This window comes from Pedobacter endophyticus, from assembly GCF_015679185.1.
GTDB classification, from domain to species: Bacteria; Bacteroidota; Bacteroidia; order Sphingobacteriales; family Sphingobacteriaceae; genus Pedobacter; species Pedobacter endophyticus.
Genome location: NZ_CP064939.1, coordinates 2,867,157 through 2,891,478, shown reverse-complemented (window position 1 = coordinate 2,891,478; position 24,322 = coordinate 2,867,157). Strand labels below are relative to the sequence as shown.

The 24,322-nt window shown below is 41.4% G+C and carries 21 protein-coding genes; 10 read left to right on the top strand and 11 right to left on the bottom strand.

Annotation, left to right across the window (positions count from 1 at the left end):
* Nucleotides 1–10: 10 nt before the first annotated feature.
* Nucleotides 11–862, bottom strand: a complete 852-nt coding sequence (locus IZT61_RS11750; RefSeq protein ID WP_196097099.1) for an isoaspartyl peptidase/L-asparaginase — start codon at nucleotides 860–862, stop codon at nucleotides 11–13.
* A gap of 227 nt (nucleotides 863–1,089) precedes the next feature.
* On the bottom strand, nucleotides 1,090–1,968 hold the full coding sequence (locus tag IZT61_RS11745) for a cyanophycinase (protein ID WP_196097098.1): 879 nt from the start codon (nucleotides 1,966–1,968) through the stop codon (nucleotides 1,090–1,092).
* 287 nt (nucleotides 1,969–2,255) lie between these two features.
* On the opposite strand from IZT61_RS11745, the gene cphA reads away from it, so the two are divergent.
* Nucleotides 2,256–4,871, top strand: coding sequence for a cyanophycin synthetase (gene cphA, locus IZT61_RS11740; RefSeq protein WP_196097097.1), 2,616 nt, complete (start codon nucleotides 2,256–2,258; stop codon nucleotides 4,869–4,871).
* 107 nt (nucleotides 4,872–4,978) lie between these two features.
* Here the strand turns inward: cphA and IZT61_RS11735 are convergent, their stop codons facing one another.
* From IZT61_RS11735 to IZT61_RS11725, 3 genes are read right to left on the bottom strand one after another with little or no spacing between them, the layout of a single operon-like run.
* On the bottom strand, nucleotides 4,979–5,668 hold the full coding sequence (locus IZT61_RS11735; RefSeq protein ID WP_196097096.1) for a response regulator transcription factor: 690 nt from the start codon (nucleotides 5,666–5,668) through the stop codon (nucleotides 4,979–4,981).
* A 43-nt stretch (nucleotides 5,669–5,711) separates the two neighbouring features.
* The gene (locus tag IZT61_RS11730) at nucleotides 5,712–7,397 is read right to left on the bottom strand and encodes a sensor histidine kinase (RefSeq protein WP_196097095.1); all 1,686 of its coding nucleotides are present in this window, start codon (nucleotides 7,395–7,397) and stop codon (nucleotides 5,712–5,714) included.
* Nucleotides 7,398–7,400: 3 nt separating this feature from the next.
* Nucleotides 7,401–9,287 carry a S9 family peptidase gene (locus IZT61_RS11725; RefSeq protein WP_196097094.1) on the bottom strand — a complete coding sequence of 629 codons (1,887 nt, stop codon included), beginning with the start codon at nucleotides 9,285–9,287 and terminating at the stop codon, nucleotides 7,401–7,403.
* A 227-nt stretch (nucleotides 9,288–9,514) separates the two neighbouring features.
* Here IZT61_RS11725 and IZT61_RS11720 point away from each other — a divergent pair, with 227 nt between their 5' ends.
* Entirely contained in the window at nucleotides 9,515–11,338 is a 1,824-nt protein-coding gene (locus tag IZT61_RS11720) for a tetratricopeptide repeat protein (RefSeq protein WP_196097093.1), read from the top strand.
* On the opposite strand, the gene IZT61_RS11715 is transcribed toward IZT61_RS11720, so the two are convergent.
* On the bottom strand, nucleotides 11,335–11,880 hold the full coding sequence (locus tag IZT61_RS11715) for a hypothetical protein (RefSeq protein ID WP_196097092.1): 546 nt from the start codon (nucleotides 11,878–11,880) through the stop codon (nucleotides 11,335–11,337). The genes IZT61_RS11720 and IZT61_RS11715 overlap by 4 nt on opposite strands.
* 237 nt (nucleotides 11,881–12,117) lie before the next feature.
* Between IZT61_RS11715 and IZT61_RS11710 the strand changes: the two genes are divergently transcribed.
* Nucleotides 12,118–12,420, top strand: a complete 303-nt coding sequence (locus tag IZT61_RS11710; protein WP_196097091.1) for a DUF4286 family protein — start codon at nucleotides 12,118–12,120, stop codon at nucleotides 12,418–12,420.
* An 83-nt stretch (nucleotides 12,421–12,503) separates the two neighbouring features.
* Here the strand turns inward: IZT61_RS11710 and IZT61_RS11705 are convergent, their stop codons facing one another.
* The 3 genes from IZT61_RS11705 to IZT61_RS11695 all read right to left on the bottom strand — a co-directional run bounded on the left by IZT61_RS11705 (nucleotide 12,504) and on the right by IZT61_RS11695 (nucleotide 14,786).
* Entirely contained in the window at nucleotides 12,504–12,833 is a 330-nt protein-coding gene (locus tag IZT61_RS11705) for a nucleotide pyrophosphohydrolase (protein WP_196097090.1), read from the bottom strand.
* A gap of 294 nt (nucleotides 12,834–13,127) precedes the next feature.
* Nucleotides 13,128–13,580 carry a D-aminoacyl-tRNA deacylase gene (gene dtd, locus IZT61_RS11700; protein ID WP_196097089.1) on the bottom strand — a complete coding sequence of 151 codons (453 nt, stop codon included), beginning with the start codon at nucleotides 13,578–13,580 and terminating at the stop codon, nucleotides 13,128–13,130.
* Nucleotides 13,581–13,739: 159 nt separating this feature from the next.
* On the bottom strand, nucleotides 13,740–14,786 hold the full coding sequence (locus IZT61_RS11695) for a 3-oxoacyl-ACP synthase III family protein (protein ID WP_196097088.1): 1,047 nt from the start codon (nucleotides 14,784–14,786) through the stop codon (nucleotides 13,740–13,742).
* A 175-nt stretch (nucleotides 14,787–14,961) separates the two neighbouring features.
* Here IZT61_RS11695 and IZT61_RS11690 point away from each other — a divergent pair, with 175 nt between their 5' ends.
* From IZT61_RS11690 to IZT61_RS11680, 3 genes are read left to right on the top strand one after another with little or no spacing between them, the layout of a single operon-like run.
* The gene (locus IZT61_RS11690) at nucleotides 14,962–15,243 is read left to right on the top strand and encodes an ATP-dependent Clp protease adaptor ClpS (RefSeq protein WP_196101293.1); all 282 of its coding nucleotides are present in this window, start codon (nucleotides 14,962–14,964) and stop codon (nucleotides 15,241–15,243) included.
* Nucleotides 15,244–15,281: 38 nt separating this feature from the next.
* On the top strand, nucleotides 15,282–15,488 hold the full coding sequence (locus IZT61_RS11685) for a hypothetical protein (protein ID WP_196097087.1): 207 nt from the start codon (nucleotides 15,282–15,284) through the stop codon (nucleotides 15,486–15,488).
* Entirely contained in the window at nucleotides 15,478–15,807 is a 330-nt protein-coding gene (locus IZT61_RS11680; protein ID WP_196097086.1) for a type II toxin-antitoxin system RelE/ParE family toxin, read from the top strand. Before IZT61_RS11685 ends, IZT61_RS11680 begins: the two co-directional genes overlap by 11 nt.
* Here IZT61_RS11680 and IZT61_RS11675 read toward each other — a convergent pair whose 3' ends face one another.
* Nucleotides 15,808–16,413, bottom strand: a complete 606-nt coding sequence (locus IZT61_RS11675; RefSeq protein ID WP_196097085.1) for a thioredoxin family protein — start codon at nucleotides 16,411–16,413, stop codon at nucleotides 15,808–15,810.
* A gap of 281 nt (nucleotides 16,414–16,694) precedes the next feature.
* Here IZT61_RS11675 and IZT61_RS11670 point away from each other — a divergent pair, with 281 nt between their 5' ends.
* From IZT61_RS11670 to IZT61_RS11655, 4 genes are all read left to right on the top strand, one after another.
* Nucleotides 16,695–16,886: a cold-shock protein gene (locus IZT61_RS11670; RefSeq protein WP_113949032.1), complete on the top strand. Its 192-nt coding sequence runs from the start codon at nucleotides 16,695–16,697 to the stop codon at nucleotides 16,884–16,886.
* Nucleotides 16,887–17,766: 880 nt separating this feature from the next.
* Nucleotides 17,767–18,447, top strand: coding sequence for a succinate dehydrogenase cytochrome b subunit (locus IZT61_RS11665; RefSeq protein ID WP_196097084.1), 681 nt, complete (start codon nucleotides 17,767–17,769; stop codon nucleotides 18,445–18,447).
* Between the two features lie 18 nt (nucleotides 18,448–18,465).
* Nucleotides 18,466–20,445, top strand: a complete 1,980-nt coding sequence (locus tag IZT61_RS11660; RefSeq protein ID WP_196097083.1) for a fumarate reductase/succinate dehydrogenase flavoprotein subunit — start codon at nucleotides 18,466–18,468, stop codon at nucleotides 20,443–20,445.
* A gap of 65 nt (nucleotides 20,446–20,510) precedes the next feature.
* Nucleotides 20,511–21,281: a succinate dehydrogenase/fumarate reductase iron-sulfur subunit gene (locus IZT61_RS11655; RefSeq protein ID WP_196097082.1), complete on the top strand. Its 771-nt coding sequence runs from the start codon at nucleotides 20,511–20,513 to the stop codon at nucleotides 21,279–21,281.
* 570 nt (nucleotides 21,282–21,851) lie between these two features.
* Here the strand turns inward: IZT61_RS11655 and IZT61_RS11650 are convergent.
* Nucleotides 21,852–24,233: a TonB-dependent receptor gene (locus IZT61_RS11650; protein ID WP_196097081.1), complete on the bottom strand. Its 2,382-nt coding sequence runs from the start codon at nucleotides 24,231–24,233 to the stop codon at nucleotides 21,852–21,854.
* Between the last annotated feature and the right edge of the window lie 89 nt (nucleotides 24,234–24,322).

Genomic DNA, 24,322 nt, shown 5'->3' with positions numbered 1-24,322 from the left:
AATTGGGATTTTAGCTAAATACCTGTAAATTAACATCAAAAGAAGCCCAAACCATGTAGGGGTGAGAGTCGCAGTGATAAATTTCGCCATCCACAGTAATTCCGATTGTTCCGGCAAAACCATCAATAGCCTTTAGTTCGTCAAACGATTTATCAGTTGCATCTTTAAGCGAAAAGCCGTCGGTAACACGGGTCACAATTTTTGCTGCCAGGGCTGCACTCACAATGTCTTCGCCAACTCCGGTGCAGGAAATGGCTGCAAATTCATTGGCAAAATTACCTGCAACAGTGGCCGAGTCGCTTACACGGCACGGTATTTCAAAACCCTTTCCGCCGGTTGAGGTTGCTGCAGCCAGGTTTCCTTCGGTATCAAGCGCAACGCAGCCAACGGTTCCCTTATTGTTTTGCTGATTTAATTTAGCCTCGTATTCTGCCTGGCGCTGCGGTGTAACAGGGCTGAAGTGTGCAAAGCCATTTTTGCGGGCGAAATCTTGTGCGCCAATGTCACTTAAAACGCGATCATCGTACGGAAGTAGGTGTTCGGCAACCGAAATGGGGTTTTTCACATCTTCAACGTTGATAACGCCACTAAATTTTCCGGTTTTGCCATCCATTAGCGAGGCGCTTAACCGTATTTTACCGTCGCTTTGAATTTGTGAACCTATGCCGGCGTTAAACAAATCGTTATCCTCCAGTAAGGCAACAGTATAAACAGCAGTTTCTAAGGCCGTGTGGGTTTTCAGGTAATCGTGGCCTAGGGTAACAATATGGGCCAAGGCATCTTGTTTGGCCTTTTTTGTTTCCTGGTTGGTTGATGACTCGCTAAAGAAGCCGCCATGTATAATTAATTTTCCGTTTGGCATGATGGTTATAGATAGGTATCAGGTGTTGAGTAGTGAGTGTTGAGTAGCGAGTAGCGAGTATTGAGTATTGAGTATTGAGTAGTGAGTATTGAGTAGTGAGCATCAAAATTGGGCGCCTTAGCCTTTCGGCCCTATCTCCCAACTCCGAACTTATGACTTAGGACTTTTGACTCACGACTCCCAACTCCCAACTCCAAACTCCGAACTCCAAACTCCGCACTCCGAACTCAAGATCCAATAGGAACAACTTTCGGGTGATGGATCACTAAACTATGATCGGCTAAATCATAAACGTCTCCATCGCACATTACGTGTACCACTGCGTTTTTTATCGATACTGGCTGCCCCATTTCGACGTCGGTTAGGTTGGTATCGGTCATGTGGCGGCCATCCACTAAAATCACCATGCCTGAGCCAATGGCTTCCATAATGTGGCCCTCAGAAATAAAGAGGCCGGTATCTTCACCCAAACCGATGCCTAAGATGCCCGGATTGCTCGCCGTTGCATATAGCAAACGCCCAATTCTACCGCGTTGTACAAAGTGTGTATCTACAATAACATCGTCGATAAATCCTAATCCACCTGTAATCTTCACTTCACCTTTAAGAAGGGCATCCTTGCTGCTGCCCTGGTAAATCATATTTTTAGAGCTTGCCGCTGCGCCTGCCGAAGTTCCGGCTATTACTACCGACTCGTTCTTATATTTCTCTAATAACAGTTGATGGATTTTTGTTCCCCCAAAAATAGATGAAAGGCGCAATTGATCGCCGCCTGTAAAAATAATTACTTCTGCCGCTTTTATCCGTTCGTAGTTCTCGTCGGCATTGGCTTCTTCGCGATTGGTAATGTTTAGTACCCCTAAATTATGGACATCGAGCTGCGCATAGGCCTTGGTATATTCTTCGCCGACTTTTTCGGGCATCAGCGAAGCGGTGGTAATAATCTCGAAGCGAGATTCGACATCCTTAACCGATTCGGTAGTAATCCGCTTTAAAATTCCACGCTCAAAAAAGTTCATATTTTCAGGCAAGCCGAACTGCGTTTCTGCAAAGCTTCCTGTATTTATTGCCCCACCTATGATGATGAGTTTACCTTTCGGAATCATTCTTTGTGTATTATAGTGCTATCGAAAAACCCAAATATATCAGCTTAAGATAAAAAACACGACTTTTTTTGTCAATATTATTTAGTTTATTAACAAACGTTGACATCTTTAGCATCAAAAGGCTGCAATTTTAGCCTGTTGGGAAAACAAATGCCTTTAATTTTTGATTTAGCTATTTGTAACGGCGAGTTTCAAAATAAATGTATAATTTACAGTCATCAATTTTAATTCTTTTTACATTGATTTAGGCCACTCAGTTCCTGTTAACAAAACGAACAAAATATTACATGAAGATATTAAATATACAAGTATTACGCGGGCCAAATATATGGTCGATCAGTAGAAAGAAGCTCATTCAAATGCGATTGGATTTGGAAGATATGGAGCAAAGGCCAACGAATACCATCGAGGGTTTCAGCGGCAGGATTGAGAAGTTGTTGCCAAGCATGTTTACTCACCGGTGTTCGAAAGGGGTTGAGGGTGGTTTTTTTACCCGGGTAAAGGAAGGCACATGGATGGGTCATGTTATTGAGCACATTGCACTCGAAATACAAACGCTCGCCGGCATGGAAACGGGCTTTGGACGTACGCGACAAACGAAAACCGAAGGCATTTATAATGTTGTTTTCAGTTATCTGGAGGAGAAGGTTGGTATTTACTCGGCCGAGGCGGCGGTGCGCATAGCGGAGGCTTTAATTGATAACCGCGAATACGACCTGGAGCACGATATCCGCAGGATGAAAGAAATCCGCGAGCTGGAGGCGTTGGGCCCAAGTACGGGTTCTATTGTGGAAGAAGCGGTGAGCCGGAGCATTCCATGGATTCGCCTGAACAAAAGCTCGCTGGTACAGTTGGGTTACGGAAAGAATCAGGTTCGTTTTAGGGCGACCATGACCGAGAAAACCAGCAGTATAGCGGTAGATATTGCAAGCAATAAAGAGGAAACCAAGCGCTTGTTAACTGAAGCAGCAATTCCGGTGGCTTCTGGCGTTACCATTTCCAATCCCGATGATTTAGAGGCTTCGGTTAAAAAAGTAGGCTTTCCGCTGGTTTTTAAGCCTTTAGACGGTAACCACGGTAAAGGGGCAACCATTAATGTTAAAACATTGGAAGATGCAAAGGCTGCTTTTGAATATGCCAAAACCTATTCTCGCCGCGTCATAATCGAAAAGTTTATCACTGGTTACGATTTCCGTGTGCTGGTAATCGACCATAAAGTGGTGGCCGCGGCACAACGCGATCCGGCCCACGTAATTGGAAATGGCATTCATACCATTCAAGAACTGATTGATAAGGAAAACGAAGATCCACGCCGCGGTTACGGGCACGAAAACGTGCTAACCGAAATTGCTGTAGATCGCGATACGTTGGATTTACTGGCGAAAAAAGAATACACGCTCGAAACGATTCCTGAAAAGGGCGAAATTGTGTATTTAAAATCGACTGCCAACTTAAGCACCGGCGGTACTTCTATTGATGTAACGGATATTGTTCACCCGCAAAATATTTTTATTTGCGAAAGGATTTCGCGGGTTATTGGTTTAGACATTTGCGGTATCGACATCATGGCTCAAAACTTAACGCAGCCCTTAACCGAAAATGGCGGCGTGGTTTTAGAGGTAAACGCGGCACCGGGCTTTAGGATGCACCTTGCACCAAGCGAAGGCTTGCCAAGAAATGTCGCGGCATCGGTAATTGATATGCTTTATCCTCAGGGTAAACTATCGCAAATTCCAATCATCGCCGTTACGGGAACGAATGGAAAAACCACAACTACGCGATTAATTGCTCATATTATAAGGAGCAACGGAAAACGTGTGGGTTACACCACAAGCGATGGTGTTTATGTGCACAATACGATGTTAATGAAGGGCGATACCACTGGCCCTGTTAGTGCTGAGTTCATTTTGAAAGACCCTACGGTTGAATTTGCTGTGTTAGAAACTGCCCGCGGCGGGATTTTGAGAGCGGGTTTGGGCTTTAATGCCTGCGATATTGGCGTGATCACTAACATCCAGGAAGACCATTTGGGTTTGGCCGACATTCACACATTGGATGATTTGACACGGGTTAAAGCGGTGGTAATTGGTGCGGTTAGGCGCAAAGGCTGGGCGGTTTTAAATGCTGATAACGGCTATTGCGTAAAAATTGCAAGAGATGCCAGGTGTAATGTGGCCTATTTTAGCATGGATGAAAACAATCCGGTTATTAAGGAGCATTGCCGCAAAGGTGGAATTGCTGCCATTTACGAAAATGGTTTCATCACCATTAAAACCGGCGATTGGAAGTTGAGAGTGGATAAGGCAACACACATTCCGCTAACTTTTGGAGGCTCGGTAGAATTTATGATCCAGAATGTGCTTGCGGCAACACTGGCGGCTTATTTATGGGGCTACAAACCAGAAGACATTCGTTTATCGCTCGAAACCTTTATTCCTTCGGCTGCGCATACACCGGGTAGGATGAATGTTTTTACGTTTAAAGACTTTAAGGTTTTGGTAGATTTTGCGCACAATCCTGATGGCTTTAACGGCGTGAAATCTTATTTGCAAAGCGTAGAGGCAACGGAGCATGTTGGCATAATTTCGGGAACGGGCGACAGAAGAGATGAAGACATTATTGAAACGGCCAGAATTGCCGCCCAAATGTTCGATAAGATTTATATCTGCCAGGAAAAATATTTGCGAGGGAGAGATCAGCAGGAATTAATTAATTTGCTGGTAACCGGAATCAAGGAAGTAGATCCGGGCAAGGAAATTATCATTAATAACAAGAGCACCGAGTGTTTACAGGATGCAATTACCCATGCCAAAAAGGGATCTTACCTTACCATTTTAAGCAACACGATTGATAATACCATCCAACGGGTAACCGAACATTTAGATAGGGAGCTGGAAGCTTAATTGAATGAGGGAATGAGGGAATGATACAATGAGAGAATGAATGAATGAGAGAATAAAGCATAACGCCAAATTCACTCATTCACTCATTCAAAACTCACTCATTCATATTATCCTGCATTAAAGCGATAACCTACGCCTCTAACTGTTTGCAGCAATTGCGGATTATCGGGGTTTAATTCTATTTTTTTACGTAAGCGAACAATGTGCATGTCTAATGTTCGTGTGTTTACGTCAGAGTTATAGCCCCAAACCACCAACATCAGTTCATCGCGATTGATTACCTTTCCGGGGTTGCGCAAGAAATAAAGCAGAATGCGGTTTTCAAGAATAGTTAGCTCAATTTTCTTGCCGTCTCTAAACAAGGTATGGATATTTGGATGATGCTCCATATTTCCGAAACGGTGAATTTCGGCCATATCTTTATTTACAATAAATTTGACTTTACTTTCGAGCATGGCCACCAAAACGTCCATGTTAAATGGCTTGGTAATATAATCTGATGCGCCAAAGTTGTAGGCATCAATTTTATCAACATCCTGCGCCTTGGCTGTCATCATAATCACCAGATTTTCGAAACCTTGCTTGCGTACACTTTCGCATACCTCTGCACCTTGCTTCCCCGGCATCATCCAATCCAGCAGAACAATATCCGGTTGGTCGGCAATAATCATTCTTTCACCTGCCTCGCCATCGTTAGCTTCTAAAACAGTGTAGCCCTCGGCCTTAAGTCGGTGCGCCACAAGAAAGCGAAGGTTTTCGTCGTCTTCTACAATTAATATTTTTACTTCTTTTGACATTTGTGTGTATTTAATCTTTGTGAGGCTAGCTTCACTTCTAGTCCTAACGTTCCAATTTATTATTATAAGGCAGCACAATCTTAAATTCGGTGCCCATATCTACTTTACTTTTTACCGAAATTTCGCCCTCCATAAAGTTAATCAGTTCTTTGCAGAATGCCAAACCGAGGCCAACGCTTCCCATTTGGTTATATTCGTTCTGAATTCTGAAAAACTTTTTAAATATATTGTTTAATTCCGACGATGGTATTCCAATTCCCTTATCTGTAAAACGAAAAACCAAAAAGCCTTTAATTAGCTTTGCGGTAATGTGTAGTCGCTTGTTTTCTGGCTTAGAGTATTTGTAGGCATTTTCGGCCAGGTTATCGAACAAGCTTCCCAACAACACCGGGTCGGTTATAAAAGTTTTAAAGCCGACCACTTCGTAGGTGATTTTAAAATCGGGGTGCTTCAGCGTGTGCGACTCAATGGTGCTTTCAATAAAATCTACAATGTTTACTTCTTCCTCGTTCAGCTTTATCGCCTTATTTTCAATCTGCGTAAAAGCCAGCAGCTTATTCATCAACCGGTTTAATTTGTCGGCTTCTTCATCTAAAATTTTTCCGTACAATTGCTGTTCCCGCTTGCTCAGGGCGCTGGCACTTTTAATATTATTGCCGGCTATTTTAATTACGCTAACAGGCGTTTTAAATTCGTGTGTTAAATTGTTTACAAAATCGTACTGAAGCTTAAACATTTTGCTGTTGATGTTTAAGTTACGATAAATTAGAAAGGCCACCAACAGTAAAACGCCATACACCAAAAGCAACACCAGCGCTATGGGCATGAAGTAAATAAAAATCTCTTTTTTAATGTACGATTTTGAGGAAACGAGGTAAAGTTTAAAATCGGAGAAAGCGCCGGGCAAGGCAATTTCTGTGCTAATATGTTCTACCGAGGTATCAATCGGATCGTAAGTTAAGGGCTCAATTTTGATGCTTTGGTAAAGTAGCGGCCGGGTATTGATAATCTTGATCTTCGTTGCTTCTAAATTAAACACCAAAAGATCTTGCTGGTAAACCGGAGTGGGATTAAGCTTGTGCCTCATCATTTCCTTGTAGGTTCTTAAATCTTCGCCCCGCGGAATGTTAAGGTAAGTGATTTTTCTATCGTTCGAATTGACAATGGAGAAATTGGTAAAAAGCTCTTCCTGTGAAGGAACGGAGGCCGTATCGAGCGTTTCAACAAAAGTAGCCAGTTTAATGGCCATTGCATTAAAATCGCTCCCAACATTAAACGAATGGGTATCTTCTTCCGAATAGAGTTTTATCGAATCGGGATTCACGTTTCTGCCAAACTGATAAATGGCTTTCGGGCCAATGCCGAGGTGGTTTGCATTTATGCCATCTTTAACCGGCTTGTTTTTTATTTCGGTATCGTAAAAGGTAACCTTCGATACAAATGGATATTTTAAGAGGATGGTATCGACAAACTTGGCCGCTATTGACGAATCGAGATAGCCACTGTAATAAGAAACCTCGGGCATTTTGTTTTGAAAGAAATCGTTGTAGGGCTTTATGCTTTGCTCTAATACGTTTACTTTTTCGGAAACGAAATCATTTTCAATTGATTTTTTACTGTAATTAAACGCCAAAAACAGCGATAAAATAAACAATATCGAAATGAGGGTAATAAAGGTAACGCCAAGCGAGAAATTTTTACGGTAACCGTTTTTCTTATCCAGGGTCATAACCTATCGCTTACTTAGATTTTGATGTAAAAACTCTTCTAACGCTTTGTATAATACTTTTCTACCTTGCTGCCGCATCACCGGATTGGGTCCTTCTTCTTTTTCAATGTAAGTTACAGGAACATTTCGTTTTGTTAATTCTTTAATAAACTGCACACCCTCGGCTACGTTTACCCGTGGGTCTTTTATATTTTGGGCAATAAACACCGGCGATTCAAATCGATCGGCATGGAAAACCGGCGACGCAAAGCGCATGTACTCGGTATCGGTAATCGGATTTCCTACAATTTCGTAATACATTTGCAAATTCGATTTTAAAAACGGTGGAATTGTCTTAAGATAGCTAAACAAATTAATTACGCCAGAGTTTGACCCTCCGCATTTATAAAGATCGGGGTTTTTGTACAAACAATTCAGCGCAAGGTAGCCACCAAAGCCATTGCCATAAATGGCGATCTTTTTAGGGTTGGCTATTTTTTGACTGATTAGCCAGCGTACACCATCGTTAACATCGCTTTGTATCTTATCATCCCATTGTTTAAACCCGGCTGCATAAAACGCCTTTCCATAACCGGTAGATCCGCGGTAGTTTACCTGCAGAACGGCATAACCGCGACTGGCCAAAAATTGCACTTCGGCATTATAGCCCCAACCGTTTCTGCCCCCCGGCCCGTTATGTGGCAAAACAACAACAGGCAAATTTTTTGGCTTTTTAGAAAGCGGCAAAGTCAGGTAACCGTTTATGGTTAAGCTATCGGCGCTTTTAAAACTGATGGGCTTCATGGCGCACATTAGTTCCTGCTTAATAGACGGGTTAATATCGGTTAGTTTCTTAAACTTGTTATCCTTTGTGGTGTACAAGTAATACGAGCCCGGGTTTTTATCGGTAAAAGACCGCACCACAAAAACGTCGTCCATTTTATCTTTGTCGATAATGCGCCACTCGGTGCCCGGCAAAAACTTATCTATTTTAGAGTAGGTTAGCCTGGTGCTGTCATCAAGATAAAACTTTTCTTTTTTCCACGTTTCGCAGGTTACAAAGAGCATCTTTTTTTGCGTGCGAGAATACTTTGCATCCACCACATTCAGCGTGTCGTTTGCAAAAAGCACCTGTTTTTCTTTTCCTGTTTTCAAATCCAGCGCAACCAAGGCGTTTTTGTCGCGGTTAACATTTGATATCGCGTAAAGTACGTTTTTTTGTTCCTCAGAAAATGCAATTGGTTGAAGCGTGGTCTGGAAATTGTTGGTAATTACCGGCGAAAATTTTTGGCTCTCATTTTCGCGGTACATCAGGGTTTCATTTACTCCGTCGCTGGCTACGGCAATCTTTAAAACGCCTTTATTATCTGTAATCCACTCTGTAATATTGCCGGGGTTTTTTGCAGCAATGTCCATTTTGCCATCGCGAACATTTAACCGGTAAACATCAAACACTGTAGAGTCGCGTTTGTTCGAGGCTACGATGATATATTTATCGTCAATTAGCTGATCTTCGATCACCTGCAGCCTGCTTTTTTCGTTCGAGCTCAACTGCACCTGTTTCGTTCCATTTTTGTTGATTACAAAGATATCAGACCTTCTTTCCTTCGATTCATCCTCAGTGTAATAAATCAACTCGTTATTGCTTGTCCAGAAATAAAAGCTGATGCTCTTTTCTTTCAGGTGGGTAATTTGAACACTACTTCCAGAGGCGATATCCTCAACAAAAAGATCGAGTTTTTTATCCTGCAGCTTTAGGTACGAGAGGCTTTTTCCATCCGGAGATATGCGATAATAGGCTTTGTCTTGGGTTTTAAAAAAGTCGTCAATAGGAATATCTTCTGTATTACTGGTGCCTTTGCAAGCCCAGGTTAAAGCCACTATAACAAATAGAAAAATCCTTTTTAACATAAATAAATCCTTTACGGGAGAACAAAAATAAGTATAACAACAATTTAATCGTGATTTACACCAACAATGTTACTGGTGCAAATAATAGGGGTGGCTGCGTTCAATTTAGTATTTATAAAATACAGGCAAAACAAATACAGGTAACATTTAAAATACGTTTTATATAGCGTGGCGTTTTAAATAAAGATGTATTAAAATGTTACATTTAAAACTTATAATTTAGGCTCATGAATCGCTTAATCCTCAGTTTCTTGTTAATGGTATCCTTAGGGGCGAAGGCACAGATATTCCTTCAGGGTCAACAAATGGGGCCCGACGATACTGCGCTGGCTGTTCAATATTATCAAGATGGGGAATTTGAAAAGGCGGCTGTAATTTTAGAGCGGCTATTTGCCAGGCCTAATAATGAGAACTATTTCGATTTATATTTTAGCACCCTTACGAAGCTGAAAAGGTACGATGTTGCAGAAAAAATTGCAAAAAAGGCGATAAAACAACATCCCGAGAACGACGCCTATGCTATTGCCCTGGGCAAACTTTACCAGGAAAAAGGCGATGTGCAGCAAGCAAACAGGATTTTTAATGACATGATTGCTAAACTTCCAAAAGATGAGTTTAAGATCAGGAATTTGGCGAATAATTTTTACCGATATGAAAATTATGAGCTGGCTGTTCAAACCTTTAAACACGGGCGAAGGCTTTTAGGTAACGACCAACTGTTTACTTTTGAGCTGCTGAATATTTATCGCTTTAAGAAAGATAAGCCGATGCTGATGCAGGAATACCTCGATGCCATTGAAACCATGCCGCAGTTGTTGCCACAGGCAGAAGCTGTGCTGGCAGCGATTTTTGACGATAAATCTGATTATCAGACTTTTCAAACCGCCATTTTGCGCAAGATTCAAAAAGCCCCCGATACGGAAGCTTACATTCAGCTGCTAACGTGGAACTACATTCAACAGCAGGAATTTGACATGGCCCTGCGCCAGCTTATTGCTTTTGATAAAAGGACAAAGGCCGATGGCGGCACTTTATTTGATGCCATTTACACCTTTAGCGAAAATGGTGCATACGAAGCCGCAATTAAAGGGTACGAATATTTGCTAACCAAGGGGAAAGACAATCAATACTATCTTCCATCAAAAATCGAGATGCTGAACACGAAATACAGCATCCAAACGGCGGGAAAGTATAACAGCGCCGACCTGCAGCTTTTGGCCAAAGATTACGAAGGCTTACTTGATGAAAACGGGAAAAACAAAAACACGCTTTTTGCCATTAAGAAACTGGCAAATTTATATGCTTATTACCTGAAACAAGCGCCTAGGGCGGAAAAGGGTTTGGAGGATGCTTTACAAATTCCGGGCATAAATCAGCAAGATGTAGGACAGTTGAAGCTCGATTTGGGCGATATCTTTATTTTAACCAATCAGCCGTGGGAAGCCTTTTTGGTTTACGAACAGGTAACCAAGCAGTTTGAGGGCCAGCCAATAGGTAACGAAGCCCGCTTTAGAAGCGCCAGGCTCTCTTTTTACCAGGGTAATTTCGAATATAGCAATGCGCAATGTTTGGTTTTGAAGGCCGCAACCTCGCAATTAATTGCAAATGATGCATTGAATTTGAGTTTATTAATTTCTGATAATATCCAAACTCCTGCCGATAGCAATGCGTTAAAAATGTATGCCGATGCCGAAATGTTGGTGTTCAGGAACTTGCCTACAGAGGCCATTGCGAAGCTGGACAGCATTTCGATCGCTTTTCCGGATAATGGATTAACGGATGCGGTATTGATGAGCAAGGCCAGGATTTTGATCAAATCAAGCGATTATCAAAAGGCCGCCGATATCTTAAAAAAGGTTTCCGAAGTTTTTAAGGATGGGATTTGGACGGATGACGCCCTTTTTACCCTCGGCGATTTGTACGAGAAGAAATTAAATGATAGTAACCAGGCGAAGCTTTATTTTCAGAAATTAATTACCGATTATCCCGGCAGTATGTTTAGTGCCGAAGCGAGAAAAAGATTTAGGAACTTACGGGGCGATGGAGTTTAAATGAATGAACAAAATTTAAGCACTATAGTTATCAGAAGAGATATTGCTCCTAAAATCATGATCCTTTCGCCATGAACTCTGTCTTTTTGTGCAAAAGAGTAGATGCGGTCTCCATTGGGTAAGGTTTTCTCCTGATTGCGGATAAACCAACCTATCAAAAGTCCTAAAAGGCCGCCGACAAATATGAGAACATATCCAAAAATTATTAAAAATCGAGGTGATTTTTCTGGACTTGCCAATTTGCTAATTCGCTGTTCTTTCAGCGTTTCTATCTCCTCTTTATTTATCGTTATTCCGCGTTCCTTTAATAATTTTTGAGCAAGTAAAAAATCTAATGCACTCCACTCGTCTTGTTTTTCTACTACCTCCTTTAATTCGTCATCGGTAAAATCGAAGATGTAGTGATTCGAATCAATTAAATCTAAGTCTTGTTTTGCACTTTCTTGAAGCAATTGATTGGCAAGATCAAAACTCCGTGACTTTATTTTAACCCTAAAATCTTTCTCCGTTTCGTTATTGGCAAAAGAGACGTCAAAGTTCACTGAAACATCTTCGATGAGACATTCAATATTATTTTCCTTTAAAAATCAGCCAATGTTAAAGCAGCAGTTTTATCATAAAACCTTCGAAACGTTACAAATTGATCAGTCATTATAATGGTCTTGAATGTCTGAATATATGAAATGTTGCTTCTAATCCCAACACTATTGTTTTTATTTGTATTGATTTAATAGGGTTGCGCTATATTCAATATTAATTTTACTTAATATCTTTGTAGCATGCTTTTATATAATGTTACATTAATTTTGGAAGATGCTGCTGCGGCAGAATGGTTAAAATGGATGCAGGAAGTCCATATTCCGGAGGTTATGGCTACTGGTTTATTTGTATCGAACAGGCTGTTAAAAGTTCTCGATTCACCAAATGAAGGTGTAACCTATTGCGCCCAATACGTGCTCGAAAATCAGGATCAGTACAACACTTATCAAAGCACTTATGCGCCGGCGTTGCAGGAGAAGTTGAACGAAAAGTTTAAAAATAGATTTGTTGCTTACCGAACGTTGATGGAGTTTATTGCCTAATCCCCAAAGGGGCTATTAAAACGCCAGAATAAATCGCAATGCTTTACTTATACTCTGGGAAGGCAAAGTCACCTTTAGAGCATTTAGGGGTTTATCTTTTTATTATTCTTATGCCGATCGGCGTCGCGAATGGTTTTCTTCTCCAGGTTTTTTTGCAGGGCTTCAGTTAAGTTAATTCCTGTTTGGTTGGCCAGGCAGATCAGAACAAACATCACGTCGGCCATTTCATCGGCCAGATTTACGCTTTCGTCGCTCTTTTTAAAAGATTGCTCGCCGTACTTTCGGGCCATAATCCGTGCAACTTCACCAACCTCTTCCATTAAAATTGCAGTATTGGTCAGTTCATTAAAATACCTGATGCCGGTAGTTTTAATCCATTCGTCTACAGTTTCTTGTGCTTCGTTAATCGTCATTAGCTTACTGGTTCATTAGTTCATTAGTCATCGGATGAATACCTGGCCAGTTTGCTATATTCATCCGATGACTATTGAATACATTGGTTCACTAGTTCATTGGCTCATTAGTCATCGGATGAATACCTAACCAGTTTGCTATATTCATCCGATGACTATTGAATACATTGGTTCACTAGTTCATTGGCTCATTAGTCATCGGATGAATACCTGGCCAGTTTGCTATATTCATCCGATGACTATTGAATATTGCTCATTGCCTATTTAATCTTAAAAATCCTGTAAATCCTGCTCCTATTCCTTATTCTTCGTATCAATCAAAATCGTAACGGGGCCATCGTTTAACAGTGCAATTTTCATATCGGCGCCGAATATGCCCGTCTGGATGTTTTTTCCTGTTAGGCTGGCTAACTGCTCGATCATTTTCTCGTAAAGCGGAATGGCCACATCGGGTTTTGCGGCTCGCGTAAAGCCCGGTCTATTGCCTTTTTTGGTAGCAGCAAATAACGTAAATTGACTAATCAGCAAAATATTGCCGCCAACATCGGCCAACGCCTTGTTCATGAGGCCATTTTCATCCTCAAAAACACGCATATTCGCAATCTTTTGCGCCAACCATTCCAAATCATCCACGGTATCCGCATCTTCTATTCCCAGCAAAACTAAAAAACCGGTTCCGATTTCGCCGGTAATATTTCCGTCAACGGTGCAACTTGCCTGGGTAACTCTTTGTAATACTGCTCGCATTTTTTAAAGACTAAAAGCCAAAGGTAAAAGACTAAAGCGGAAAGACCAAAACGAGTGTTGAGTCTTGAGTCAGAAGTCGGGAGTCTGAAAGTCCAGAGCGAAATCTAAAGCGCAGATAGCATGGGGCTTTCTGCTTTGGTCTTCCGCTTTTAGCTCACCCTACCATCTAATCAGTGCGCTGGCCCAGGTAAAGCCCGAGCCGAAAGCAGCAAGGCAAACCAAGTCGCCATCGTTAATCTTTCCCGCTTCCCAAGCTTCGCAAAGCGCAATTGGCACTGAGGCTGCGGTAGTATTGCCATATTTTTGAATGTTGTTAAAAACCTGATCGTCGCTTAAGCCCAACAAATTTTGAACATATTGGCTAATGCGCAAGTTCGCCTGATGCGGCACCAGCATATCAATATCTTTTTCGGTGAGGTTATTGGCCGCCAGCGCCTCTTTAATCACCTCGGGAAACTTTACAACAGCCTTTTTAAAAACAGAAGGGCCATCCATATAAGGTAGCGCCGCCCCGCTTGCTAAAATTTCCGGTGTCATAAACAATCCGCCGAGTTCCTGATCAGGATAAGCCGGTTTATCTTTCATCCATTTGTTGGCATGTGAGCCGGGGTAATACATGGCCAAAATTTCGGCATCGGCACCGTCGCTGTGTAAATGTGTGCTTAAAATCCCTTTTCCTTTTTCATCGGTAGGCTGCAGCACAACCGCCCCGGCACCATCGCCGAAAATTACCGATACATTTCTGCTGCGGGTTTCAAAGTCCATCGCAAACGAGTGCTTTTCGCTACCAACCACAAGCACATTTTTGTACATACCGGTTTTTACAAACTGATCGGCCACTGATAATGCATACACAAAACCCGAACATTGGTTGCGGATATCTAAGGCACCAATTTCGCCCATTCCCATTTCGCGTTGAAGCAACACGCCACAGCCTGGAAAATAATAATCGGGACTTAGCGTAGCGAAGATGATAAAATCTACGTCCTTTGCGGTAATCGCTGCCCGTTCGATTGCAATTTTGGCGGCTTCAATGCCCATGGTGGTAGTGGTTTCCTCGTTGCGATCTGCAAAGCGGCGTTCCTGAATTCCCGTACGTTCCCTGATCCATTCGTCGTTGGTATCCATAAAGCGACTTAAATCGTTATTGGTATATACATTCTTTGGAACGTAATATCCTATTCCCGCAATTTTAGATTGATGCATCGTTTTATTATTTGATTAAGTAAATGTAATTATTTTAGAAGATATGAGATGTTAGATTTGAGACAGGAGATTTGAGATGTTAAACATGAGGGAAAAGTTTTAGACCAAGATCTTCGTTAACAAAATATTATTGGTTGATACTAAATACTTGATACTAATGATTATTTTTGCAACCATGTCTACAGAAACCAAAGAAGAGACCTTTACGCTCGAGGAGATTTTAACGTCAATAAAAACCGTACATCGCCTTATTTTGTGGAACGACGATGTAAATACTTTCGATCATGTTATCTATTGTATGATGAAGTATCTGGACTATAGCGAGTCGCAAGCTGAAAAAATTGCCTGGAAAGTGCATAACGAGGGGAAATGCCCGGTTTTGGAAGGGTCGTTTACCGAAATGGAGGTGTATCGTAAAATTCTGCAGCAGGAAGGGTTGACGGTTAGTGTTGATTAGGAAAAAACTCGTATCTTTAAGTTAAGACAATTTCATCTATGGAAATTATATTAGAAATAAAAGACGATGAGGCGTTTTCGATACTAGAAAAACTCAAAAACATTAAGGGAATCAGGATTAGTAATACTGAGGAGCTGAAAGCAAAATACCTTAACGATTTAGCTGCTGCCTATCGTGAAACCGAGTTGGCAGAACAGGGAAAATTGAAATTAAAACGCTTTGAAGATTTAGTTGATGAGATATGATGTTCTTACATCATCCCTTTTCGATAAAGAATATAAAAAGCTCTGTAAAAAATATAAATCTGCAAAAAATGATATCGTTGTTTTTGTAGAGAATCTTCGACAAAACCCGTTACAAGGGATTCCGCTAGGAAAAGATTGTTATAAAATCCGGCTCGCAATTACAAGTAAAGGCAAGGGGAAATCATCCGGGGCAAGGCTGATTACAAGCGTAAGAATCACACACAATACAATCTATCTTTTATCAATATACGATAAATCCGAACAAGTTTCCATTTCAGATAATGAATTAGATGCTATATTAAGATCTTTGGGAGATTAACTATCCCTCCAATCCTTTCAATAAGCTCGTTAACTCCGCCTGCGTGGTTTGGGTTTTATCTTTTGCGTACCACCCGTGAAGTTTCTCAGAAAGGATGCTCATGTCAGAAGTTTCTTTTTTCCACTCGCTCAATAAGCCCTGCAAAACCTGTGGACGTGGCGCCCAAGTTGCCAAAACCTGATCTGCACTTTCGTTAAGTATAATTAAAACAGGAATTGCCCGGCCACCATTGGTCAGATGTGCATCAATTAAAGGTAGATTTTTATCGCGGAGAACAAATCGTAACGCTATTTTACCAAGCGATTCGGTTGCGATTTTATTGAAGACAGGAATAATTTGTGCAGCATCGCCACACCAACCCTCCGTAATGACAAGAAATTTATAGTTTTTGGTTAATCCTGAAATGGTCGACATTAACGACTCGTTGAGGGCAGCGGTTTTATCGATCCGGCTCATCCGCTGAACATTCATTTTGCTGTATTGGAGCATCGCCTCGCTATTGTCCGGACCGGTTGTTTTGCCCTCAAGCAACAAATCATCAACCAGTAATCGGTAAGTGAGGTAATCAATCCCTTGCTCGTCAAAATATTCTTTATAATTAACCATAAATCAAATTTACAGCGCAAAGGAAAGCATAAAAATGATTTAAAGAATCACAATTTTGCAAGAAATAACGTGTGAATTAGATCGAAGTTGAAGCTGTTTTGCACTGCTGATGCTGTTAATACATGATCAATCGACCAGTTCCGGCAAATTAAACGAACCAGTAAAATGCCCTTTAACGCTCAATCAATCAAGGTATTCAGATTTAATTTAAATAAATAAAAATAAAAAATTGATTTATAGGTATTTAACCTTATCTTTGATGCAAATTAAAATACAATATAATGCAACAAGGAACAGTAAAATTTTTTAATGAAACTAAAGGTTTCGGATTCATTGTACCATCAAATGGTGATGCCGAAATTTTTGTTCATGCTTCAGGCTTAATTGACAACATTCGTGAGAATGATACCGTAAACTACGATGTAGAAGAAGGTAGAAAAGGCCTAAACGCGGTAAATGTAAAGGTAGCTTAAGAAAACTCATCACATAAATCGTAAAAAGTCCCGATATTAATCGGGACTTTTTTTGTTTACAAGCAATTTTTATTAGCTACGCCCATTCGCATTTTGCTGTGCTTCGTTGAAGTTTCGGCTTCACGGTTAGAGATCCTTCGCTGCGCTCAGGATGACAAATAGGGGACAGATTTCATTCTAAATTTTCATATTGGTCAAAAAATTCATATGAATGACTTTTATTATTCTTGCCGTCTTTCCCGCGCAGGCGGGAATCTTAAATGCTCAGTAAGGCTTTTCTTCTTCCTTTAGGATTCCCAATTAAATTGGGAATGACGACCGTTCATATAGATCCTTCTTAAAACCGCGAAATGCACACCAGCGTCAACGGCGCCGCCTTAAAAACCGCGAAGCCCCTACGATGTAATCTAGTTCCACTTGCCGCAGAACTTACTTGGCTCACTTATATTCATATTTTAGCTCATGCCTGTCGGAAATTTTCGGTTTCATCGGTTAGAGATCCTTCGCTACACTTCCATTGGCGTTTTTTCAAAAACAACACAAAAAATCGTCATTTCGAGCGGAGCCGAGAAATCTTTGAACCTAACTTTGCGAATTCGATTTTTCATCGATTGAAGCAATCTCATGCTAGACGTTATTAGTCAAGCAGATTGCTTCGTGCCTCGCAATGACGAAACGGTGAATAAATCCTACAATAAAATTCCTTTAAGTTTTAGTACATCTTGAACTCATTACAGTAACAAATCATGCTTGCAAAAATCGGCAATGGCTTTAGAATGTTTCTAAATAAATGTTTTATCGTTGTTTTGTCATAATCGTTTATAAATTAAACTCATAATTAAATACTTTTGCAAGAAATTTAGATTTAAATCCTAATCAAATGAGTGGTTTCGGAAATGCGCTTTCTTCATCAATAGGAAAGAAATATGTCATGGGTATCACAGGTATTTTCCTGATACTCTTTTTAATTGTACACGCTGGTATCAATGCGTTAATTTTTATCAACGATAATGGGCTCACGTTTAATATTGGAGCACATTTTATGGCTACCAATTGGATCATCAGAGCCGGAGAATACATCTTATTCTTAGGTTTGATCCTTCACATTTATCAGGCTTTGATTTTAACAAATCAAAACAGAAAGGCAAGACCTGAAAGATATGCAGTATATAATGGTAACGCCAATAGCAAGTGGTACAGTCGCTCAATGGGGTTGCTCGGTACCTTGCTGCTTATTTTCCTGGTTATACACCTGAAAGATTTTTGGGTAGTTTCTCGTTTTACCGGGATCCCAACAGTGGATGCTAACGGACACGAAGATTTATATGCGGTAATGAGAGAGAAATTTCAGGACCCTGTACGAGTTGCCGCTTACGTGCTGCTAATGATTTCGTTATGCTATCATTTAATGCACGGATTTGCCTCGGCATTCCAAACCATGGGGTGGAACCATTCCAAATACAATGGAATTATCAAAACCACAGGCGTTGTTTATTCAATTGTGATTTCCGTTTTGTTCGCCGTGATGCCAATTGCAGTGTACACAGGTTTAGTTATTTAGTTTTAGCACAAAAGAGATATGTCAGATATTAATTCAAATATTCCAGAAGGTGAATTAACCAGTAAATGGACGAAATATAAGTCTTCTGTGCCTTTGGTTAATCCATCGAACAAAAGAACGATAGAAGTAATTATCGTAGGTTCGGGTTTAGCGGGCGCTTCGGCAGCTGCAACCTTAGCCGAAATGGGTTATAAAGTAAAATGTTTTTGCTTTCAGGATTCACCTCGTCGTGCGCACTCTATTGCAGCGCAAGGAGGTATCAATGCAGCAAAAAATTATCAGAACGATGGTGACAGTGTTTATCGTCTTTTCTACGATACCATAAAAGGGGGCGATTATCGTTCTCGTGAGGCCAATGTACATCGTTTGGCAGAGGTAAGTGCTAACATTATCGATCAATGTGTGGCTCAAGGTGTTCCGCTGGCTCGCGAATATGGCGGCTTGTTAGATAATCGTTCATTCGGTGGTACACAAGTTCAACGTACGTTTTACGCTGCAGGGCAAACCGGACAGCAGTTACTATTAGGTGCCTACTCGGCTTTAGAACGCCAGATTGGTATGGGTAAAGTAGAAATGTACACGCGCCACGAAATGCTTGAAGTGGTTAAAATCGACGGTAAGGCTCGTGGTATAATCGCCCGCAATCTAATTACCGGCGATATCGAACGTCACTTCGGTCATGCCGTTGTTTTGGGAACCGGTGGCTACGGAAACGTATTCTACCTTTCTACAAACGCAATGGGCAGTAACGTAACGGCGGCTTGGAAAGCGCACAAACAAGGTGCTTACTTTGCAAATCCTTGTTATACGCAAATTCACCCGACCTGTATCCCGGTTTCCGGCGATCATCAGTCAAAATTAACCCTGATGTCTGAATCGTTGCGTAACGATGGACGTATTTGGGTGCCTAAAAAGAAAGGCGATAATCGTAAAGCATCAGAAATTCCTGAAGACGAAAGAGATTATTATTTAGAGCGTCGTTACCCTGCTTTCGGTAACCTGGTTCCACGTGATGTGGCCTCTCGTGCCGCTAAAGAGCGTTGCGATGCAGGTTATGGCGTTGGTGCTTCGAAACTTGCCGTTTATTTGGATTTTAAAGCCAATACCGAGCGTTACGGTCGTATAGAAGCCTCAAAAGCAGGTAATCATAATCCTGATAAGGAAACCTGCATGCGTTTGGGTACCGCAGTAATTAAAGAGAAATATGGAAACCTTTTCGATATGTATGCGCAAATTACCGGCGAAAATCCATACGAAACGCCAATGCGTATCTATCCGGCCGTTCACTATACAATGGGTGGCTTATGGGTTGATTATAACTTGATGACGTCTGTACCCGGCTTGTATTGCACAGGCGAGGCTAACTTCTCCGATCATGGTGCTAACCGTTTAGGTGCATCGGCGCTAATGCAGGGCCTGGCCGATGGTTATTTCGTTCTGCCTTATACAATTGGTGCTTATTTATCGAAAGAAATTTCTACAAAAGCCATTCCTACAGATCACCCTGCCTTTGTTGAGGCCGAAGAAAAGGCGAAAGGGATTTTAAATAAATTAGTTAGTATCAAAGGGACAAAATCGGTTGATCATTTCCATAAACGTTTAGGCCACATCATGTGGGAAAAATGTGGAATGGCCCGCAATGCAACCGGATTAAACGAGGCAATTCAGGAAATCAGGGCTTTACGTGCTGAGTTTTGGAGCGATGTTCGTGTACCGGGAACGGTAGACGGATTAAACCCGGAACTCGAAAAAGCTGGTCGCGTGGCGGATTTTATCGAGTTAGGGGAGTTAATGTGTATAGATGCATTAAACCGCAACGAAAGCTGCGGCGGTCACTTCCGCGAAGAATACCAAACCGAAGAGGGCGAAGCACTGCGTGATGATGAAAACTATGCCTACGTTGCCGCCTGGGAATTTAAAGAAGGAGTAAACTTTGAGCTTCATAAAGAAGAATTGAAGTTTGAAAATATTAAAGTAGCACAAAGAAGTTATAAATAGCAGAGGGCACTGTGCATGGAGCTTTTAGCCCTATGCCCTATGCTCCCCGCCTAAATCTCAAAGTTATGAGTACAGGAAATATGAACTTAACGCTAAAAGTTTGGCGTCAAAAAAATAACCAAACCAAAGGTGCTTTGGTAGACTATAAATTGTCTGGTATTTCTCCAGATATGTCTTTCTTGGAGATGTTCGATGTGTTAAACGAAGATCTGATTAGCAAAGGCGAAGAACCGGTGGTGTTCGATCACGATTGTCGCGAAGGTATTTGCGGAATGTGCTCCATGTTTATCAATGGCCGTCCGCACGGACCTAAGGATTTGGTAACTACTTGCCAGTTGCACATGCGTTCTTTCAAAGATGGCGACACTATTGTTGTTGAGCCCTGGAGAGCTGCCGCTTTTCCGGTGATCAAAGATTTAACCGTAGATCGTTCTTCTTTTGACAGAGTGATTGCTGCGGGTGGTTTTATCTCGGTAAATACTGGTAACGCCCAAGATGCAAACAATTTGCCTATCCCGAAAATGAAAGCTGATGCTGCTTTTGAGGCTGCTGCTTGTATTGGCTGTGGTGCATGCGTAGCAACATGTAAAAATGCATCGGCAATGCTGTTTGTTTCGGCAAAAATCTCTCAGTTGGCGCTGTTGCCACAAGGTCAGCCAGAGCGTTACCGTCGTGTACAAAGCATGGTGGCGCAAATGGATGCCGAAGGCTTTGGTAATTGTACCAATACAGGTGCTTGCGAAGCAGAATGCCCTAAAGGAATTACTTTGGAGAACATTGCCCGCATGAACCGCGATTTCGCCTCAGCAAAATTCGTTTCAGAAGAAACGGTTTAAAAAATATACTGTGCTTCCGACTAAATTCGATAACTATCGGATCGGAACGTTAAGCCTCCACCTTGTGGGGGCTTTTTTTATGACCCGATTTTAATAAGCGGGGACCATTTTTTTAAAAAATTGTTCCGGAATTATTATTCATAAATGATGACTGAACTTGACCTAAATCTTTCGTTTCAAAACAAGTGAAACAATAAATCATCGATATAGAAACCATCCATAACAAGTACTTGCCAGAATAAAAGTTTGTGAAACGGCAAACATGCTATGTAAGCATATTAAAAACAAACATCAATAGAAATTTTATTTTGTAATATTTGTATATACGTTAAAAAATTTATAAATTTAGTCTTCCGAGACAGGAGAGAAACCACAAAACCCCGACATATTTTTGCCGGGGTTTTGTGGTTAAAGGCCAATTTCATCACAGATCAGCTCAGCAAAAAGCCCTACATTTCTGCAGGGCCGAGGGTTAATTAGTTATATGATCGGCTAAAAGACAACAATTCTGGGTGAGCAAAAGCGTTTGTTCTTTAAGCTTTAGTCTTTCCGCTTTAAGCTTTAAGCTTTTCAAAACCTCACATTTAAACTCAACAAAAAGTTGCGTGTTGCTTGTGGGTAATAATAGTTAAAACGATCTAAGGTACCACCGTACAAATAGGGATAAGTGCCGCCATTGCTTTCGTACAAAGTGCTGAAAATGTTATTAATTAGCAGGCTTAAGCCCACATTTTTAATCCCCGCAACAGGCGTATTGTAACTCAAACGCACATCGTTAACAAAAAAGCTCGAAAGGGTACGTGTTTCGGCCGATGTGTTATCCAAATATTGCTTCCCAACATACTTGCTCAAAAAGGCAATGTTTGCGTTTGGCAGAACCGAATAGCTAATTTCGCTTGATGCGATAATCGATGGAGAAAATGCAATCGTAGTATTCTTATAACTGTTCACCACATTGGCTGTTAATGCTGCAGGGTCTTCATCGTAAATGTATTCAGTAAAGTTCTTGATCTTGTTTCTACTAAAAGTTGCTGTTGCAGCCCATGAGAGTTTTTCAAGAATCTGCCACTTTCCGTCTATTTCTATACCCGCCCGATAGCTGTCGGGAACGTTTTGACGCGTTTGGCCGCCCACATCATTTAGTTTCCCCGTATTAATTAACTGATCTTTATAAAACATGGCGAAACCATTTACCCCTAAAGTTACATTGGCAAACTGTGTACGATACCCGGCTTCAACATCGGTTAAATGTTCCGCTTTTGGGCGACTGTTAATGTTTGAGTCCGTAAAGTCCCTTCTATTGGGCTCCTTGTTGCCAACGGCAACGGAAGCATAAACATTACTTTTATCGCTAAAGTTATAGGTTACGCCCGCTTTGGGGTTAAAGAAATTCAAAGTCGCGTTTTGCTGCGCCGGGGTTCCGTTCGGATCGATGCCAAAATAAGAATAATACACCCTTCTGTATTGCAAATCTGCAAACAGCGCAAACTGATCAATTTGATAATTGGCCCTGCCAAAAATATTAAAGTCTGTTTTAAAGGCATCATTATCATCATATCGATGACGAATCGATCCGCTTCCATCGTAATTGGCAAACTGCGCCCATACTACTTCGTCAAAATGTCGTCCTTTGTATTCATTATAGGCCCCACCCAAAACGAAATTTAAGTTGTTTTTCGGTGTATAATTCAATGAGTAGGTTACGCCGTAAAAATCGTTATCGAGCCAAAGTCTGCGCACCAAGTCCGATGTTTCTTGCGTTACACCACCCAATACCACTGGAGCTATTCCGTAGTCTGTCAAGCCCTGATCCTCTTTATATTCTTCATAATAGCCTCGGCCATACGTATAATGCAAGGCGGCGTTGGCCACGAGCTGATTGGTGATGTTTCGGGTATAAAATAATTGATAATGATCTTGCTGATAATTGTCGGTTTGGTTATCATAAGTGAAATCGTTGTGCGTACGATCGGTTTTTAACGTCTCTTCGCTTACGCCATTCCAGGCCTGGTATGTTTTTTCGCTTCCGCTAAACACATTCGCACGTAAAATATCTTTTTTGCCGTAATAGGCGCCCGATACGAAAAATGATTTTAAGTTTGAAGATGCCCGGTCGACATAGCCGTCGGATTTAATTCGCGATAAACGGCCATCGAAGGTAAATTTATTGTCAATTAAGCCAGAACCCACGCTTACCGTGTTTTTCCACGTGTTGTAAGAACCATAAGTATTGTTCAGTTCAGCATAGGCAGAATCGCGACGTGTCGTGGTTTGAATATTTAAACTTCCGCCAAAGGCGCCAGCGCCGTTTGTTGATGTACCAACCCCACGTTGAATCTGAATGTTGTCAACGGATGATGCGAGATCGGGCAAATTAATAAAAAAACTGCCTTGACTTTCGGCATCGTTCAAGGGAATACCGTTCAATGTTACATTGATGCGGGTTGCATCGCTTCCACGAATCCGCATGCCTGTGTAACCCACGCCAGCACCAGCATCGGAAGTGACTACAACGGATGGCGTTTGGTTTAACAAATAAGGTAAATCCTGACCGAGATTATTCTTGGCGAGTTCCTCCTTACTCAGGTTCTTAAAGGTTGTTGCCGAGTTTTTTGAGGCCCGGGTGGCGTTTACCACGACTTCATCGGCCAGAAAATTCTGCTGAACCAGCGTAAAGTTTAATGTCGCATTTCCTGTAAGCACCACCGATTTTTCTTGTGCCCTGTAACCTACATAGCTTACAATAATGGTGTATGTGCCATTGGCCAGGTTGCTCAAGGTGTAATTTCCGTCGACATCGCTAAGTACTGCTGTACGTTGGTGTTTAATTTTAATGGTAGCGCCGGGTAAGGCATTTTGACTGTTGTCGGTAACTTTTCCGGTAACCGAGTTTTGCGCCAGTGCAATGAAAGGCAACAGGACAGCAAACGCTGCAAAAAGTAAATTTTTCAATGTTTTTGTTTTTAGTTAAACCCATCGGAAATAGGGGTACTCCCGACTTCAGTTAAACTTCCATAACTCCAATCCCTACGCCGGCATTA